Source organism: Staphylococcus sp. HMSC072E01 (genome assembly GCF_001814125.1).
Classification (GTDB): Bacteria; Bacillota; Bacilli; order Staphylococcales; family Staphylococcaceae; genus Staphylococcus; species Staphylococcus hominis.
Genome location: NZ_KV814964.1, coordinates 224,754 through 240,528 on the forward strand (window position 1 = coordinate 224,754; position 15,775 = coordinate 240,528).

Below are 15,775 nucleotides of genomic sequence, written 5' to 3' on the forward strand. Positions count from 1 at the left end.
TATAATGGACTTTAATGAAAAAACGTTTGATAGAACAGTCATTTATAATGGTAAAATTATCGATCTAGAACTACACGATGTGGAGTTACCAGACGGGAAAACTTCCAAGAGAGAAATTATCAAGCATAATGGTGCTGTGGCAATTTGCGCTATTACTCCAGAAAAAGAAGTATTATTGGTTAAACAATATCGTAAACCTATTGAAAAACCCTTGTTAGAAATTCCAGCAGGTAAACTAGAAGAAGATGAAGAAAGAGAAGAAGCAGCTAAACGCGAATTAGAAGAAGAAACTGGCTATAAAGCTAATCATCTAACATTCATCACTCATATGTATGGTTCTCCAGGATTTTCAAATGAGAAACTAACCATTTATTTTACTGATAATTTAAGTGAAGGAGAATTGAATCTGGATGATGACGAATTTGTAGAATTGCATAAAATACACTTAGATGATATCCATGCACTTTTAGAAAATCATGAAATTGAAGATGCGAAAACAATGATTGCTTTACAATATGTATTATTAAATTATAATCATTCTAAATAATACGTGATAACTACTTGATTTTCACTAAATTTATTGGTAATTTATTAATTGAAACAATTTAATTTAAAATGATTATAATTAATTGAGGAGTGATGCTCCCGTGGAAGAACGTCTTAATAGAGTAAAACAACAATTACAGCAATCTTCTTACAAATTAACGCCTCAACGCGAAGCAACAGTTCGTGTGTTAATTGAAAATGAAAAAGATCATCTAAGTGCTGAAGATGTATATTTAAAGGTAAAAGATAAAGCACCTGAAATAGGTTTAGCTACTGTTTATCGAACTTTAGAACTACTTGCTGAATTAAAAGTAGTAGATAAAATTAATTTTGGTGATGGCGTAGCACGATTTGATTTGAGAAAAGAAGGTGCTAAACATTTTCATCATCACTTAGTTTGTATGGAATGTGGTAAGGTAGAGGAAATTCATGAAGATTTATTACCAAAAGTGGAAGAACGTGTTGAATCAGAATATCAATTTAAAATTTTGGATCATCGCTTAACATTTCACGGTATATGTTCAGAATGTCAAGCTAAAGGTAAATAATAAGTTAAACCTAATAAAGTGTTGTATCAACTTTATATGCAAATGCCTAGAAAAGCTTTTCAAGATAAAAAAAGTGATATGTAATAATTAATCGATAGAAGGTGTGAAATTAAGAATCAACTTTGAATTCTATTTCATACCTTTTTTATATAAACAGAGGTGTAATATGAATACGATTATTGAAGAATTCTTAAAATTTATTCAAATTGAAAAGGGATTGAGTGACAATACTATCGGCGCATATCGACGCGATTTAGCTAAATATGAAGAGTACATGAAAGAACATAAAATTGCTCATATCGATTTTATTGATCGCCAAGTCATCCAAGAATGCTTAGGATATTTAATAGACCAAGGTGCTTCAGCTAAATCAATGGCGCGTTTTATCTCTACAATTCGCAATTTTCATCAATTTGCACTTAGAGAAAAATATGCCGCTAAAGATCCAACAGTCTTAATTGAGACTCCGAAATATGAGAAGAAGTTACCCGATGTTTTAGAAGTTGAGGAAGTACTTCAACTTTTAGAAACACCGGACTTAAATAAGAAAAATGGGTATCGTGATCGTACAATATTAGAATTATTATATGCGACTGGCATGCGTGTTTCGGAACTGATACAAATTAATATTGAGGATATCAATCTTATTATGGGATTTGTTAGAGTATTTGGTAAAGGTAATAAAGAACGAATTATACCATTAGGAGACACTGTGATTGAATTTCTAGATACGTATTTAGAAAAGGTACGTCCTCAACTTTTAAAAAAGACTATTACGAATGTATTATTTTTAAATATGCACGGTAGACCTTTAACTAGACAAGGAATATGGAAAATGATTAAACAATATGGTTTGAAGGCCAATATTAATAAAACTTTAACCCCTCATACGTTGAGACATTCATTTGCTACACATCTTTTAGAAAATGGGGCAGATCTAAGAGCAGTTCAAGAAATGCTTGGTCATTCAGATATTTCAACGACACAACTTTATACACATGTGTCTAAATCCCAAATAAGACAAATGTATAATCAATTTCATCCTAGAGCTTAAAATAAAAGAAAGAAAAGTGAATTATTTAACTTTTCTTTCTTTTATTTTTAAGTGCTTTTTTTCTAGCTGCAATGATATCGCTTCTATCTCTTAGACGATGACAATGAACAATCATGTCATCATTGTTAATTTGTTTCTTATATTCATAATTAGGATATAAATTGATAAGTTCCCTTTCTATTGAAGATGTAATTGGCAACTGTATTGGTTGAAATGTCTGATCATGTTTCACTTTTTCTATTTGATTTTGAATCAATAAAGTAAATTCATTGACCTTTAAACCTAGTGTATCCTTATCCTTTGCATGCTTAAATGTATATAACGCTTTTTTAAAGCTTTTTAATGCACCTAACTTATTACATCGTCTATAGTGATACATGGCAGTTGAAAATAGTATTAAACTCACTATAGCATCTTTCTTAGAAAAATTAGGGTTAGACTTCCATAATTCTTCTAAAATATCATGACATAAAAAATAATGTTGGTGTGTATGAAATTGATAGTAGAATTGACTTAATGCTTTATTCATGAATCCTCCCCCTTAATTTAATTCTAATATATATTCATGCTATAATATTTAGGTGAATTATGCACAATTTAGATTTTATAATACAAGGAAGTTAATTTATGTACGAAGTTAAATTAGATGCTTTTAATGGCCCATTAGATTTACTTCTTCATTTAATTCATAAATATGAAATAGATATTTATGATATACCAATGAAAGCTTTAACTGAACAATATATGCAATATGTTCATGCAATGAAGGAAGTTGAAATTAATATTGCAAGTGAATATTTAGTGATGGCTTCAGAATTATTAATGATAAAAAGTAGATTATTATTGCCACAACAAGAAACTGAAAATGACTTAGAAGAAGATCCTCGTGAGGACCTTGTAGGTCGTTTAATCGAATATCAAAATTATAAAGAATATTCTTTACTATTAACAGAATTAAAAAAAGAACGAGAATTATATTATACTAAATCACCAGCTGATTTATCTCACTTGGAAAAAGAAACGCATTGGGACAAAAATCAAACGATTGATTTGACTCAACTGATTGTTGCATACCAAAGAGTAAAAAATAGAGTAGCATTAAATACGCCAAAAGCAGTTGAAATTTCAAAAGATACTTTTACAATTCAACAAGCTACTGAAGTGGTTGCTAAACATTTAGAGAAACAAACAGCATTTAACTTCTTTAGTTTATTTAACTTTAATGAACCTGTGAGTAAAGTCGTTACACATTTCTTAGCAATATTAGAAATGGCTAAAGCAGGTCTTATTAATATAGAACAGTCAAATAACTTTGAAGACATCAATATCATTAGAGGAGTGAACTATGCGATTGGATAACCTTGGAATTATAGAGTCCTTATTATTTACTGTAGGCGATGAAGGACTGGAAGCACGTCAGCTTGCAGATATTTTAAAAATGGATTTAGATGAACTTGATCAATTAATTTCGACGTATCATTCAAAAGGTCTTGAAATACAAAGATATGGTTCCATTTATATGTTAACCTCCAAAAAAGAGTGTGCACCTTTTATCGAAGTACTAGTGAAGCAAAAAGCAAACATGAAATTATCTCAAGCTGCTATGGAGACACTATCAATTATTGCTTATAATCAACCATTAACTAGAAGTGATATCGAAATAACAAGAGGTATCAATTCTGATGGTGCAGTGAGAACATTAATTGCTAGAGGACTTATTGAAGCAAAAGACATGGAGAATTCGCGGAGTCATTTACTCATGACTACTGATTTATTTTTAAATGTTTTTGGAATGAAATCAATAGAAGAATTACCATCTACTGAAGAAGATAACGAAGAGATTGAGAATTTCTTTAGTACACTTACAGATCAAAAGGAGAAATAAAATGAATAAAGATTTAGAAAGACTTCAAAAACGAATTGCTAACAGTGGATATACCTCTCGAAGAAAGGCAGAAACTTTAATCACTGAAGGTAAAGTGAAAGTAAATGGTCAAGTAGTTACAGAACTTGGAACGAAAGTTAAATCTTCAGACACTGTTGAAGTTGAAGGAATTAAAATTGAGCAAGAAGATAAAATTTATATTCTGTTCTATAAACCAACGCAAGTTATTACTAGTGTTTCAGATGATAGAGGTAGAACGGTTGTAACAGATTATTTTAAAGATTTAGAAGCAAGAATTTATCCAGTTGGACGATTAGACTATGATACTTCAGGGTTATTATTACTTACAAATGATGGTGAATTTACTAATCTAATGACTCATCCCAGATATCATATTCAAAAAAAATATGTTGCAAAATTAAAAGGGTATTTAATGAGAGAAGAAGTTAAAGCATTAGAACAAGGAATTGAATTAGAGGATGGTTTTACACAACCTGCTCAAGTTAAAATAAAAAATCAAAATAAAGAAAAAAATACGACACTGGTTGAAATAACTATTAGCGAAGGTAGAAATAGACAAGTTAGACGTATGTTCGAACATTTTAATCACACCGTCGATAAATTAATACGAATCGAATTTGGAAATCTTAATTTAAAAGGATTAAATGCAGGTGAAGGTAGAGTATTAACACCTCATGAGGTGAAAATATTAAGACATATGGCTGAAAATGGTAATTAATTCGAAATAACTTAACAATACAAAGTATTTTCTCAATTACAATGTGTATTCTTTTTTTATTTATTCACTGTAATAATAAATCATAGGTTCTACATTAAAAAAGATATTTTGATATTTTTTTCACAAAGTCAATTGAATAGAAAGCTTTAATATAGTGAATATGCTATAATTAAAACGGTATAGAGCATGTGTAGGAGGTATATTGTAATGACGAATGAAATATTAATTGTAGACGATGAAGATAGAATCAGAAGATTATTAAAACTTTACTTAGAAAGAGAATCGTTTACTATCCATGAAGCAAGTGATGGTAAAGAAGCATATGAACTTGCTATGGAAAATGACTATGCGTGCATTCTTTTAGATTTAATGTTACCTGAAATGGATGGTATTGAAATGTCGTCAAAATTACGTGAGCATAAAGATACGCCTATTATTATGCTTACAGCTAAGGGCGAAGAAACTAATCGTGTGGAAGGGTTCGAATCAGGTGCAGATGATTATATAGTGAAGCCTTTCTCTCCCCGAGAAGTCGTATTAAGAGTGAAAGCATTACTACGTAGAACTCAAACATCTAAACCAGAACAAAGCGAACCACATGCAAGAGATGTCATTGAGTTTAATCATCTTATTATCGATAATGATGCGCATCGTGTATTAGCGGATCAACAACAAGTGAATTTAACTCCAAAAGAATATGAGTTATTAATATACTTAGCAAAAACACCTAATAAAGTATTTGATCGTGAACAACTATTAAAAGAAGTTTGGCATTATGAATTTTATGGTGATTTAAGAACTGTAGACACACATGTTAAACGATTAAGAGAAAAATTAAATCGAGTTTCTGAAGAAGCAGCATATATGATTCAAACCGTTTGGGGTGTCGGTTACAAATTTGAGGTCAATACAAATGATGAATCGTCTAAATAGTGTTGTTATAAAACTGTGGTTAACTATAATATTTATAGTAACGACAGTTTTAATTTTATTAAGTGCAGCATTAATTACATTTATTCAATATTATTACACCCAACAAACAGAAAATGCTATAAGAGAAGATGCTTCAAGGATTAGTCATCTTGTTGAAAAAGCTGATAACAAGTCACTTGCCATACAACATAGTCAGGAATTAATTGATGGTACAGGTGGCGTTATTATTATGTCTAATAAAAATATGTCAGCAGAAAAATCATATAATCTGATTAAAAAAAGAATGTTAAAAGAAATTCAAAACAACAACAACTTTAATAAAGTATTTAATACAGGGAAATCTGCCACACAAAATGTCACAATAAGTGAAAAAGGGGCCTCTCATTCTTATATTCTTTTAGGATACCCGATGCAATCTCAAGATCGTAAACATGCTAAGTTTAGTGGCGTATTTATATATCAAGATTTAAAAACAATTGAAGATACTAATAATGCAATTACTATTATTATTTTAATTACTGCTATTGTATTTTTTATTGTTTCAACGATTTTTGCGTTCTTTTTATCTAATCGTATCACTAAACCACTTAGAAAATTAAGTACACAGGCAATCAATGTATCAAATGGAGATTACTCTCAAAAAACAACAGTAAATACAAAAGATGAAATTGGTGAACTTTCTTATACTTTTAATAATATGAGTCATAAAATTCAAGAACACATTGAAGCTTTATCTACTCAAAAAAATATTCGTGATCGTTTATTTAATTCTATGATTGAAGGTGTAGTGGGTTTAAATGATAAAAGTGAAATTATTTTATCTAACAAAATGGCAGACCAAATACTACCGACAATTGATAAATCTATTTATTCAGAAATTAAAAATCAAATTAATGCCACGTTTCATTCGAAAGGCACAGAGTTTAATGAATATGCAATAAACTCTAAGTATTATGTATTTATAATGAGTTATATTGATCGTATTCAACAAGATGGTCGTAGTGGAATTGTAATCATCATAAGAGATATGACAAATGAACATAATCTTGATCAAATGAAAAAAGATTTTATCGCAAACGTATCCCATGAACTCCGTACACCGATTTCGTTATTACAAGGTTATACTGAATCGATAGTTGATGGCATTGTAACAGAACCTAACGAAATCAAAGAATCACTATCAATTGTATTAGATGAAACAAAACGACTTAATCGCCTTGTCAACGAGCTTTTAAATGTTGCAAGAATGGATGCGGAAGGATTAACCATTAATAAAGAAATACAGCCCATAATGCCATTATTACGCAAAATACAACTTAAATACCGTCAAGAAGCACAAGATTTAGAACTAAACATAGACTTGTTACCAAATATTAATGAAGATGATTTATGGAATTACGATGCTGATCGAATTGATCAAGTACTCACAAACTTAATTGATAATGCAACACGCTATACACACCCTGGAGATTCAATTACGATTACTGCTAATAAAGATAGTCAGTATCAAATTTTAAATATAAACGACACAGGTAGCGGTATTGCTCCTGAACATCTTGATCATGTATTTGATCGTTTTTATAAAGTAGAAGCTTCTAGAACTAGGGGTAAACAAGGAACTGGTTTAGGATTATTTATTAGTAAGATGATTATTCAAGAGCATGGCGGAATTATTTCTGTAGAAAGTACAGTGAATAAAGGCACAACCTTTATTATTAAATTACCTAAACCTTCTATAGATTCTAAATAATTAACTTTCAACAAAATAGGATTAAATATCCAAATTTTTTGAGATTATGTTCTTCAAAGTTAAAGATAAAACTTTGAAGAGCATTTTTATATCTATAGTTTTTTAAATATAATATTTCATGTCATATTAATTTAAAATCAGTCGATGAAACATATCTCTCATTTTTATAAATAAACAGACACATTGCAATGAAAGATTTATTCGTGTAATATAAATTTTAAATGATAAATTCAATAATTCATCTTCGGGGTAGGGTGTAATTCCCAACCGGCAGTAATTTGAGCCTGCGACCCGCTTCAATAGAAGTGGCTGATTCAGTGTAAATCTGAAGCCGACAGTATAGTCTGGATGGGAGAAGGTGGAGGTTTTTTTGTTGTGTAAACGTATCCTCCAATTCTTAGTAAGATGAATGGAAGGAGAAAACTGAATATGCAACAAAATAAACGTTTAATTACCATAAGTATGTTGAGTGCAATTGCATTCATATTAACACTTTTGAAATTTCCGTTACCATTTTTGCCTCCATACTTAACATTAGATTTTAGTGATGTACCGACTTTATTAGCTACTTTTATTTTTGGTCCTTTATCTGGTCTTCTTGTAGCATTAATTAAAAATATATTAAATTTCTTATTTAATATTGGCGATCCTGTTGGGCCTGTGGCAAATTTTTTAGCTGGAGCTAGTTTTTTACTAACAGCTTATTTTGTTAGTCATCGTAAACAATATTCATCTCGTCGTTCACTAATTATAGGATTAGTTGCCGGTACTATTGCAATGACTATCGTTTTAAGTATTTTAAATTATTTTGTCTTACTACCTTTATATGGTATGATATTTAATCTTGGTGATGTGTTTACTAATTTAAAAGTAATCATTTTATTTGGTATTATTCCTTTTAATATTATTAAAGGATGTGTCATATCGATCATTTTTATCTTGCTATATCGCCGTTTAAAAAAAGTATTGAAATAAAATTAAAACCTCCGATGACTTCTAAGTAGGAATCATCGGAGGTTTTATATTATAATTATGGTAATACAATTTTATTTACAGATTTATTCAAATTTTAAGGCATCTCCATCAAAAGGCTCTTCTTCAATTTTAATTGAATCAGTTGGACAGCCTTCAAGAGCATCTTCCATATCTTCATATAATTCTTCTGGTACTTCTGCAGTACCTTGATTATCGTCAAGGATTACGAAAGCAATACCTTCGTCATCATAATCGTAAATATCTGGTGCAGCAGCGCCACAAGCACCACAAGCAATACATGTATCCATATCAACGATTGTGTACTTTGCCATTTTATTCGCCTCCTTTGATAAAAATGCTACACTAGTCATAATAAATAATTTTATTATATTCTAGATATAAAAGTTCTATAAAAGAGGAGTTCACTCATGCAAGAAATGATTAGTTATGTTAAACATCACTCATTCAATTATAAAACTAATAAAAGTATATATAATATTTTAAGTGGAAAAAAGTCACATCAAACGTTTTTTGATGCGAGCTCTCAACAACTTTTATCATTATATCATAGTTTACCTAAATTAAAATATCAGACATTTGAACGACTTTTGAATAAAAATGATATAAAAGAATTAAATATCAAGGTGCATCCTCGGTTCACTTATGACAGTCTTAATAATACTTTTAAATGTATTCAATTATTAATTCAGACGATATCTCAATACCTCCATCATCAACTTAAATTCGTACCAATGAACCAACAAGTTATTATTCAAAATAAAGTTAAAAAGATTTATGGAACTATTATTAAAAATGATTTAATAAAAGATTTTGAAAATGAAGTGACTGATTTATTTCAAGCAATCAGTTTAAATAATAATAATAAGTGCTACCTTCATTATTATTTGCATGGTTATGATGAGCCTATGTATACAAGACAACAGGTAAGTTTGATTGAGAATATTTCTATTTCAAAATTATATACATTAGAATTGAATAATTTAGTCACCTTAGGAAGTGAAATTGAAAATAAACAACGTTATCCTATATTGTCTGAATGTATTATTCTTTCATCATTATTAAATAAAACATCTATTACTCAACAATATCTTCATCAAGGTTTGAGTTTAAATGAAATTGCAATTGCACAGAATGTTAAACTCAATACAATAGAAGATCATATTTTAGAATTATTTATTAAAGGTTATGAGAAAAATTACGAAAATTACGTAGAGAAAAAAGATGTTTTTCAATTTACTCAATACTATACAGAGCATAAAGGAGAAAGATTAAAAATATATAAACAAAAGTTTAACCATTTATCATACTTTGAAATTAAACTCATGATTGTTGGGATAGAAAGAGGTGAAATCAATGTTAGAGAACAATCTTAAACAATGGTTTGGACATGAAAGTTTTCACCCAGGTCAGAAAGAAGTTATAGAAAGTGTGTTACAAGGCAATCATACACTTGGTGTTTTGCCAACAGGTAGTGGGAAAAGTCTGTGTTACCAATTTCCAACTTATATGCAACAAAAACCTACTCTTATTATTTCACCGCTAATTTCTTTAATGGACGATCAAGTGATGCAACTTAAATCTCAAGGTGAACGAAAGGTTGTATGTATTCATTCAGGTATGGATGAACAAGAAAAGAAGGAAAATATCAATTTATTAAATCAAAGTCGTTTTATATTTCTAAGTCCTGAATTTATTCTTCAATCTCATCATTTCAATTTAATTAAAAACATCCCATTTGGTTTAGTAGTATTAGATGAAGCGCATTGCTTATCAGAATGGGGATATGATTTCAGACCGCATTACGCACTTATCGGTCAAATCACTCATCATTTTAAATTAGCGACTATTTTAGCATTAACTGCTACTGCACCGCCACATTTAACAAGTGATTTAGAATATATTTTAAAAGTTAAATTAAACACTATACAAACTACTATGAATCGTAAAAATATTTCGTTATCACATTTTAATTTCAAGGATGACGACGAAAAAATAGAATGGTTATTGAAATTTATTGAATCTTCAGGTCCCACAATTATTTATGTATCATCTAAGAAAATATGCTTACAACTCGCAAAACTCATTTATCAACATGGATATTTAACTGGTATTTATCATGGAGATTTAACTTATCAAGAACGTCAAACTGTTCAAAATCAATTTATTAATAATTTTATTCCAGTTATTGTAGCTACTAGTGCTTTTGGAATGGGGGTTAATAAAAATGACATTCGGACTGTGATTCATTTTCATTTATCATCTAGTCCTTCAAATTATTTACAAGAAATTGGAAGAGCTGGGAGAGATGGAAAACAAAGTCAAGCGATTAGTCTATATCAACCAGACGATGCTTATATTTTAGAGACGTTACTATTTAATGATGCTATCGTAACAGAAGATGTCGAAACTTTTGAGCTAGGCGCATTCCTTCCACCTAATAAAGAAGAAATTTTAACAGTATTACACCAAAATTATACATTTAAAGAATTGAAACACATTTTTAAAACCTCATATATACGTAAACAAGCTGGTTATAAAAGAATCATAGGTTATACTCGTATAGATCAATGTAGAAGAAAATTTTTATTGGAATTTTTTGGAGAATCTCCTAATCAACCTAATGAATGTTGTGACAATGATTCAGATTTAAGTAAAATTGAGTGTTACAACAGAAAAAAAGTTAAAAGACAATTTACTTTCAATGAAAAAATTAAAAATTTATTTAGAGTTTAGTGACTTTACTTTACTAAAATATTTTATACAGGATATAATTAAATTACATAGTGATTTATAAGAAATTTAAAAATGATACATATTTATGCGTGACTTGGGTATAAATAATGTGACAATTAAAATAAGAAAAAGAGAGGATGTTGACTATGTCTAGAGATAATTTTAAGGATGATTTTGAAAAAAATCGACAATCGATAGATTCAAACGATCAATTCGATCGTGTAAATAATGAAACTAACGATGAAATAGACAATTTTAACAATGAAACCGATCAACAGTTTCCACCAAGAAATGCACAAAGACGACAAAGAAGAAGAAACCAATCTTCTAGTCGTAACAAAAAATTTAACGATCAGGTTAATGATTATGAAGAAGGTTCATTAGATGACCGTTATGATGAGGAGACATTTGACAAAGTACATCACGATAATAATTCTCATCATAATCACGAGAATGATGAGAATTATCAACGTTCCGATGTAGATGAGCGTTATGATGAACATAATCGTCATTCTAATCATCGTCTTGAGGACGATAGTTATGAAAATGATGATAATAGTGATGATAGAATGAATAGTGATCATCGTCGTCATCGTGATTTTGATCAAGATAACGATAGACATGAAGCTCATCATTCAAAAATCGGAAAAGACGCAACAATTGCTGGAGGAGCTGCTGCTACAGGAGCTGTTGGAGCAAAAGCATCACGTAATAAAAAACGTAAAAATAATCGTCATGATGATGAAAGTTATAGAGATAATGAAAATAGAAGTGTTCAACATAACAGCGAAGATAATAATGAACTAGATAATAAACATCACAGAAAAAAAGGTAATAAAGGCAAAAAAGCTGCTGCAGTCGGTGCTGGCGTAGCTGGAGCAGGTGCTGCTGGTGCTGCCGCTTCTAAACATAAACAACATGATGAACATAACAATCTAAATCATCATGATGCTGATAAACATCGTGAATACGAAGATAATGATGGTTTCCAAGCACATAACGGTAATAAAAAACGTGGTTTAATGGGAATTTTACTTCCACTCATAGCTTTATTACTTATTTTAGCTGCTCTAGCTATTTTTATTGGCATGTATCTTAACAATGACCATAAAGAAAAAAACAATAACACTGCTGATAATAAAACAGAACAAACTGAGAACAAAGATAATGCTAAAGACAAAGCTACAAATGAAAAAGACCAATCAAATGAAAAAGTAGCAACAAAAGAAGATAAATCAAGCGAATCAGATAATAGCACTAAAGATAATAGCACTAAAAAAGATAGTAATGAGTCAAATGAAGTAGCTACAACAGAAAACAGTACATCAAACAATAATAATGATAAAAATTCTACTGAAAGTGCAACATCTGAAAATGATAACAATAAATCAAATGTATATAACAATTCATCAAGTTCAGACAATAACTCAAATTCTCAATCAACTCAAAATAGAACACAATCAAGTAATAGTGCTGGCCAACAAACTCACGTAGTATCTGGTAATGATAATTTATATCGTATTGCAATTCAATACTATGGTGAAGGTACAGTTGAAAATGTAAATAAATTAAAACGAGCTAACGGCTTAACTAGTAATAATATTGTAAATGGTCAAAAATTAGTTATTCCTCAATAATATCTGAATGTATTAAAAAAGGTACACCTAAAATGGTGTATCTTTTTTATGTTCATTTGAAGATAAGTAAATAACAATGTAAATATTTTTATTTAGAAATATATCTGTAAACTGATATAATATGTTAGTGATTAAAGGAGGCCATTAAACATGCAAACAATTGAAAGTATTATTATTGGTGGAGGCCCATGTGGTTTAAGTGCAGCAATTGAGCAAAAGAAAAAAGGCATAGAAACACTAGTAATTGAAAAAGGTAATATTGTAGATGCCATTTATCATTATCCTACGCATCAAACTTTTTTCTCTTCTAGCGATAAATTAAGTATTGGAGATGTGCCATTTATTGTAGAGGAAAGTAAACCTCGTCGTAACCAAGCACTTGTCTATTATAGAGAAGTAGTAAGATTTCATCAGTTGAATGTACATCCTTTTGAGGAAGTATTAACAGTTAAAAAAATTGGAAATAAATTTACAATTACAACAACTAAAGACGTGTATGAATGTAAATTTTTAACAGTTGCGACTGGTTATTATGGTCAACATAATACTTTAGATGTTAAAGGTGCGGATTTATCTAAGGTTAAACATTACTTTAAAGAAGCACATCCATACTTCAATCAAGATGTCGTGGTTATTGGAGGTAAGAATTCTGCAGTAGATGCAGCTTTGGAATTGGAAAAGGCTGGGGCAAATGTGACTGTATTGTATCGTGGAGATCGATATTCAGCAGCAATTAAACCTTGGATTTTGCCAAACTTTGAATCTTTAGTTAACCATGAAAAAATCGATATGGAATTTGATGCAAATGTTACTGAAATCACTCAACATTCAGTAACTTATGAAAAAAATGGTGAAACAGTAACAATACCAAATGACTTTGTTTTTGCAATGATTGGTTATCATCCAGACTATGAGTTTTTACAATCTATTGGTATAGATATTCATACTAATGAATTTGGAACAGCTCCAATTTATAATAAAGAAACGTATGAAACAAATGTGGAAAACTGTTATATTGCTGGTGTTATAGCAGCTGGTAATGATAATAATTCAATTTTCATTGAAAACGGTAAATATCATGGTGGCATTATCGCTCAAAGTATTTTAAGAAAAAAACAAACTCCACTAGAAAGTTAAATTTCATTTATTTTAATTAAAAGAGAGAAACAATGAGGTTTCTCTCTTTTTTAAGTTTCAAAGTATTCTTTCAATTCTTTATGATTCATATGGTTACTTAAACCAATTAAAAGTTTTAATCTTGCTTTAGGGCCATTTAATCCGTTAGAAAAAATAAGACCCTCTTCAGCTAATCGAAAACCTCCACCTTCATAATCATATACTGGACTTACAATGCCATTAAATGAGCGAGACACGAGTACGATAGGAATATCTTTTTTGACACATGATTCAATACCTTTTAAACAACTTGGAGGTAAGTTACCTTGGCCTAACGCTTCAATAATTATACCTTGAACGTTTTGTTGAGCATAAAATTCTAAAACATCCTTAGTCATTCCCATATACGCTTTAATTAATGGCACATTTAAACTTTCATCTATTCTTGGAAATACTTTTTGTCGATATGGACGATTATAAAATTGAACACGATCTTTAGTTAAGATACCTAAAGGGCCTTGATTAGGACTCTGAAAGGTATTGATATTCGAGGTATGTGTTTTAGTAACATTTCTCGCAGTATGTATTTCGTCATTAAATACGACCATCACGCCTTTATCAGAAGCTTCTAATGAAGTTGCAACTCTAATTGCTGAGATAAAGTTATATAGCCCATCTGAACCAATCTCGTTTGATGAACGCATTGCACCTGTTATAACTATAGGTTGACTTATATCGATTGTTAAATCGAGCAAATAAGCTGTTTCTTCTAACGTATCTGTGCCATGTGTAATCACACATCCATCATAATGATTCTTAGAAAATTCCTTCATAATGATATCTTTTAACTTTATGACATGAGAAAGTGTGATATGTGGTGATGGCACATTAAAGGGACTTATTTCATATACATTTGCATATTGATCTATGATGTTTTTATGCAATGAAATAGGATTGATATCATTTGTAACGACCTGATTGAGTTGATTTTGAGACATACTAATTGTTCCACCTGTATGAATAACAAGTATCTTTTTCATTAAACTCCTCCTATTTTTAAAATATATATTTATGATAAAATAATACAGATAAAACAACAAGAAAGGAAAAATGTTATGAATCCAATTAATATTGCATTAGATGGTCCTGCTGCTGCTGGGAAAAGTACAATTGCAAGACAAGTAGCTAGTAAATTATCAATGATTTATGTCGATACTGGTGCAATGTATCGTGCAATAACGTATAAATATTTAAAGCAAGATGCTCCTGAAGATTTTCAAAATTTAATTAATCATACTTCTTTAGAATTAACTTATAATCCATCAAAAGGTCAACGAATTATTTTAGATAACGAGGATGTGACAGACTATCTAAGAGAAAATGATGTCACACAACATGTTTCATATGTTGCATCAAAAGAACCTGTACGCACCTACGCCGTACAAAAACAAAAAGAATTAGCAATAAAAAAAGGAATTGTGATGGACGGTAGAGATATTGGTACCGTCGTTCTTCCAGATGCTGAGTTAAAAGTATATATGATTGCCTCTGTAGATGAAAGAGCGGAAAGAAGACAAAAAGAGAATGAATTACGTGGCATTCCTTCCACTTTAAGTCAATTAAAAAAAGAGATTGAAGAAAGAGATCATTACGATATGAATCGTGATATTTCACCTTTAAGAAAAGCGGAAGATGCTATAACAGTGGATACAACGAGTAAAACTATAGAAGACGTAACTGAAGAAATATTAAAGTTAGTAGAGAATCTGTAATTTTCGTACATAGCTATTTAATTTAATTCGTCAAATGACTAATGTATAAGCGAATTATTTTAAATA

The 15,775-nt window shown here is 30.0% G+C and carries 17 protein-coding genes and 1 riboswitch; of the genes, 14 read left to right on the forward strand and 3 right to left on the reverse strand.

Going from position 1 to position 15,775, the window contains the following annotated elements; translation table 11 throughout:
- Positions 1–4 precede the first annotated feature (4 nt).
- From HMPREF2953_RS05935 to xerD, 3 genes are all read left to right on the forward strand, one after another.
- The gene (locus HMPREF2953_RS05935) at positions 5–547 is read left to right on the forward strand and encodes an NUDIX domain-containing protein (protein WP_002449742.1); all 543 of its coding nucleotides are present in this window, start codon (positions 5–7) and stop codon (positions 545–547) included.
- Between the two features lie 100 nt (positions 548–647).
- Complete coding sequence (locus tag HMPREF2953_RS05940; protein WP_002449777.1) at positions 648–1,094, forward strand: ferric iron uptake transcriptional regulator; 447 nt, start codon at positions 648–650, stop codon at positions 1,092–1,094.
- Positions 1,095–1,260: 166 nt separating this feature from the next.
- On the forward strand, positions 1,261–2,148 hold the full coding sequence (gene xerD, locus HMPREF2953_RS05945; protein WP_002449900.1) for a site-specific tyrosine recombinase XerD: 888 nt from the start codon (positions 1,261–1,263) through the stop codon (positions 2,146–2,148).
- A gap of 25 nt (positions 2,149–2,173) precedes the next feature.
- On the opposite strand, the gene HMPREF2953_RS05950 is transcribed toward xerD, so the two are convergent.
- Positions 2,174–2,677 carry a DUF309 domain-containing protein gene (locus tag HMPREF2953_RS05950; protein ID WP_002449814.1) on the reverse strand — a complete coding sequence of 168 codons (504 nt, stop codon included), beginning with the start codon at positions 2,675–2,677 and terminating at the stop codon, positions 2,174–2,176.
- A 98-nt stretch (positions 2,678–2,775) separates the two neighbouring features.
- Here HMPREF2953_RS05950 and HMPREF2953_RS05955 point away from each other — a divergent pair, with 98 nt between their 5' ends.
- From HMPREF2953_RS05955 to HMPREF2953_RS05980, 6 genes are all read left to right on the forward strand, one after another.
- On the forward strand, positions 2,776–3,507 hold the full coding sequence (locus HMPREF2953_RS05955) for a segregation and condensation protein A (protein WP_019835226.1): 732 nt from the start codon (positions 2,776–2,778) through the stop codon (positions 3,505–3,507).
- Positions 3,500–4,033, forward strand: a complete 534-nt coding sequence (gene scpB, locus HMPREF2953_RS05960; protein WP_049336615.1) for an SMC-Scp complex subunit ScpB — start codon at positions 3,500–3,502, stop codon at positions 4,031–4,033. The genes HMPREF2953_RS05955 and scpB overlap by 8 nt, the downstream gene beginning before the upstream one ends.
- Position 4,034: 1 nt before the next feature.
- The gene (locus HMPREF2953_RS05965; RefSeq protein ID WP_017176278.1) at positions 4,035–4,772 is read left to right on the forward strand and encodes a pseudouridine synthase; all 738 of its coding nucleotides are present in this window, start codon (positions 4,035–4,037) and stop codon (positions 4,770–4,772) included.
- A 207-nt stretch (positions 4,773–4,979) separates the two neighbouring features.
- Complete coding sequence (locus HMPREF2953_RS05970) at positions 4,980–5,705, forward strand: response regulator (RefSeq protein WP_049336172.1); 726 nt, start codon at positions 4,980–4,982, stop codon at positions 5,703–5,705.
- Positions 5,689–7,455, forward strand: coding sequence for an ATP-binding protein (locus HMPREF2953_RS05975; protein ID WP_049336617.1), 1,767 nt, complete (start codon positions 5,689–5,691; stop codon positions 7,453–7,455). Before HMPREF2953_RS05970 ends, HMPREF2953_RS05975 begins: the two co-directional genes overlap by 17 nt.
- Positions 7,456–7,691: 236 nt before the next feature.
- Positions 7,692–7,819, forward strand: a riboswitch (FMN riboswitch).
- Positions 7,820–7,884: 65 nt separating this feature from the next.
- Entirely contained in the window at positions 7,885–8,430 is a 546-nt protein-coding gene (locus HMPREF2953_RS05980; RefSeq protein ID WP_070672250.1) for an ECF transporter S component, read from the forward strand.
- A gap of 83 nt (positions 8,431–8,513) precedes the next feature.
- On the opposite strand, the gene HMPREF2953_RS05985 is transcribed toward HMPREF2953_RS05980, so the two are convergent.
- Positions 8,514–8,762 carry a ferredoxin gene (locus HMPREF2953_RS05985; protein ID WP_002449743.1) on the reverse strand — a complete coding sequence of 83 codons (249 nt, stop codon included), beginning with the start codon at positions 8,760–8,762 and terminating at the stop codon, positions 8,514–8,516.
- A 96-nt stretch (positions 8,763–8,858) separates the two neighbouring features.
- On the opposite strand from HMPREF2953_RS05985, the gene HMPREF2953_RS05990 reads away from it, so the two are divergent.
- The 4 genes from HMPREF2953_RS05990 (at position 8,859) to ypdA (ending at position 13,958) form a co-directional block, all read left to right on the forward strand.
- Entirely contained in the window at positions 8,859–9,824 is a 966-nt protein-coding gene (locus HMPREF2953_RS05990) for a helix-turn-helix domain-containing protein (protein WP_049336177.1), read from the forward strand.
- On the forward strand, positions 9,805–11,184 hold the full coding sequence (locus tag HMPREF2953_RS05995) for a RecQ family ATP-dependent DNA helicase (RefSeq protein ID WP_070672252.1): 1,380 nt from the start codon (positions 9,805–9,807) through the stop codon (positions 11,182–11,184). The genes HMPREF2953_RS05990 and HMPREF2953_RS05995 overlap by 20 nt, the downstream gene beginning before the upstream one ends.
- Positions 11,185–11,330: 146 nt before the next feature.
- Positions 11,331–12,821: an elastin-binding protein EbpS gene (gene ebpS, locus HMPREF2953_RS06000; RefSeq protein ID WP_070672254.1), complete on the forward strand. Its 1,491-nt coding sequence runs from the start codon at positions 11,331–11,333 to the stop codon at positions 12,819–12,821.
- 150 nt (positions 12,822–12,971) lie between these two features.
- Positions 12,972–13,958, forward strand: a complete 987-nt coding sequence (ypdA, locus tag HMPREF2953_RS06005) for a bacillithiol disulfide reductase YpdA (protein ID WP_019835230.1) — start codon at positions 12,972–12,974, stop codon at positions 13,956–13,958.
- 50 nt (positions 13,959–14,008) lie between these two features.
- On the opposite strand, the gene HMPREF2953_RS06010 is transcribed toward ypdA, so the two are convergent.
- Positions 14,009–14,977 (reverse strand): asparaginase, encoded by a 969-nt coding sequence (locus HMPREF2953_RS06010; protein ID WP_002449857.1) that lies wholly within the window; start codon positions 14,975–14,977, stop codon positions 14,009–14,011.
- Positions 14,978–15,052: 75 nt separating this feature from the next.
- Between HMPREF2953_RS06010 and cmk the strand changes: the two genes are divergently transcribed.
- A complete protein-coding gene (cmk, locus tag HMPREF2953_RS06015; RefSeq protein ID WP_070672256.1) occupies positions 15,053–15,709 on the forward strand; it encodes a (d)CMP kinase in 657 nt (218 codons plus the stop codon).
- The last annotated feature ends 66 nt before the right edge of the window (positions 15,710–15,775 follow it).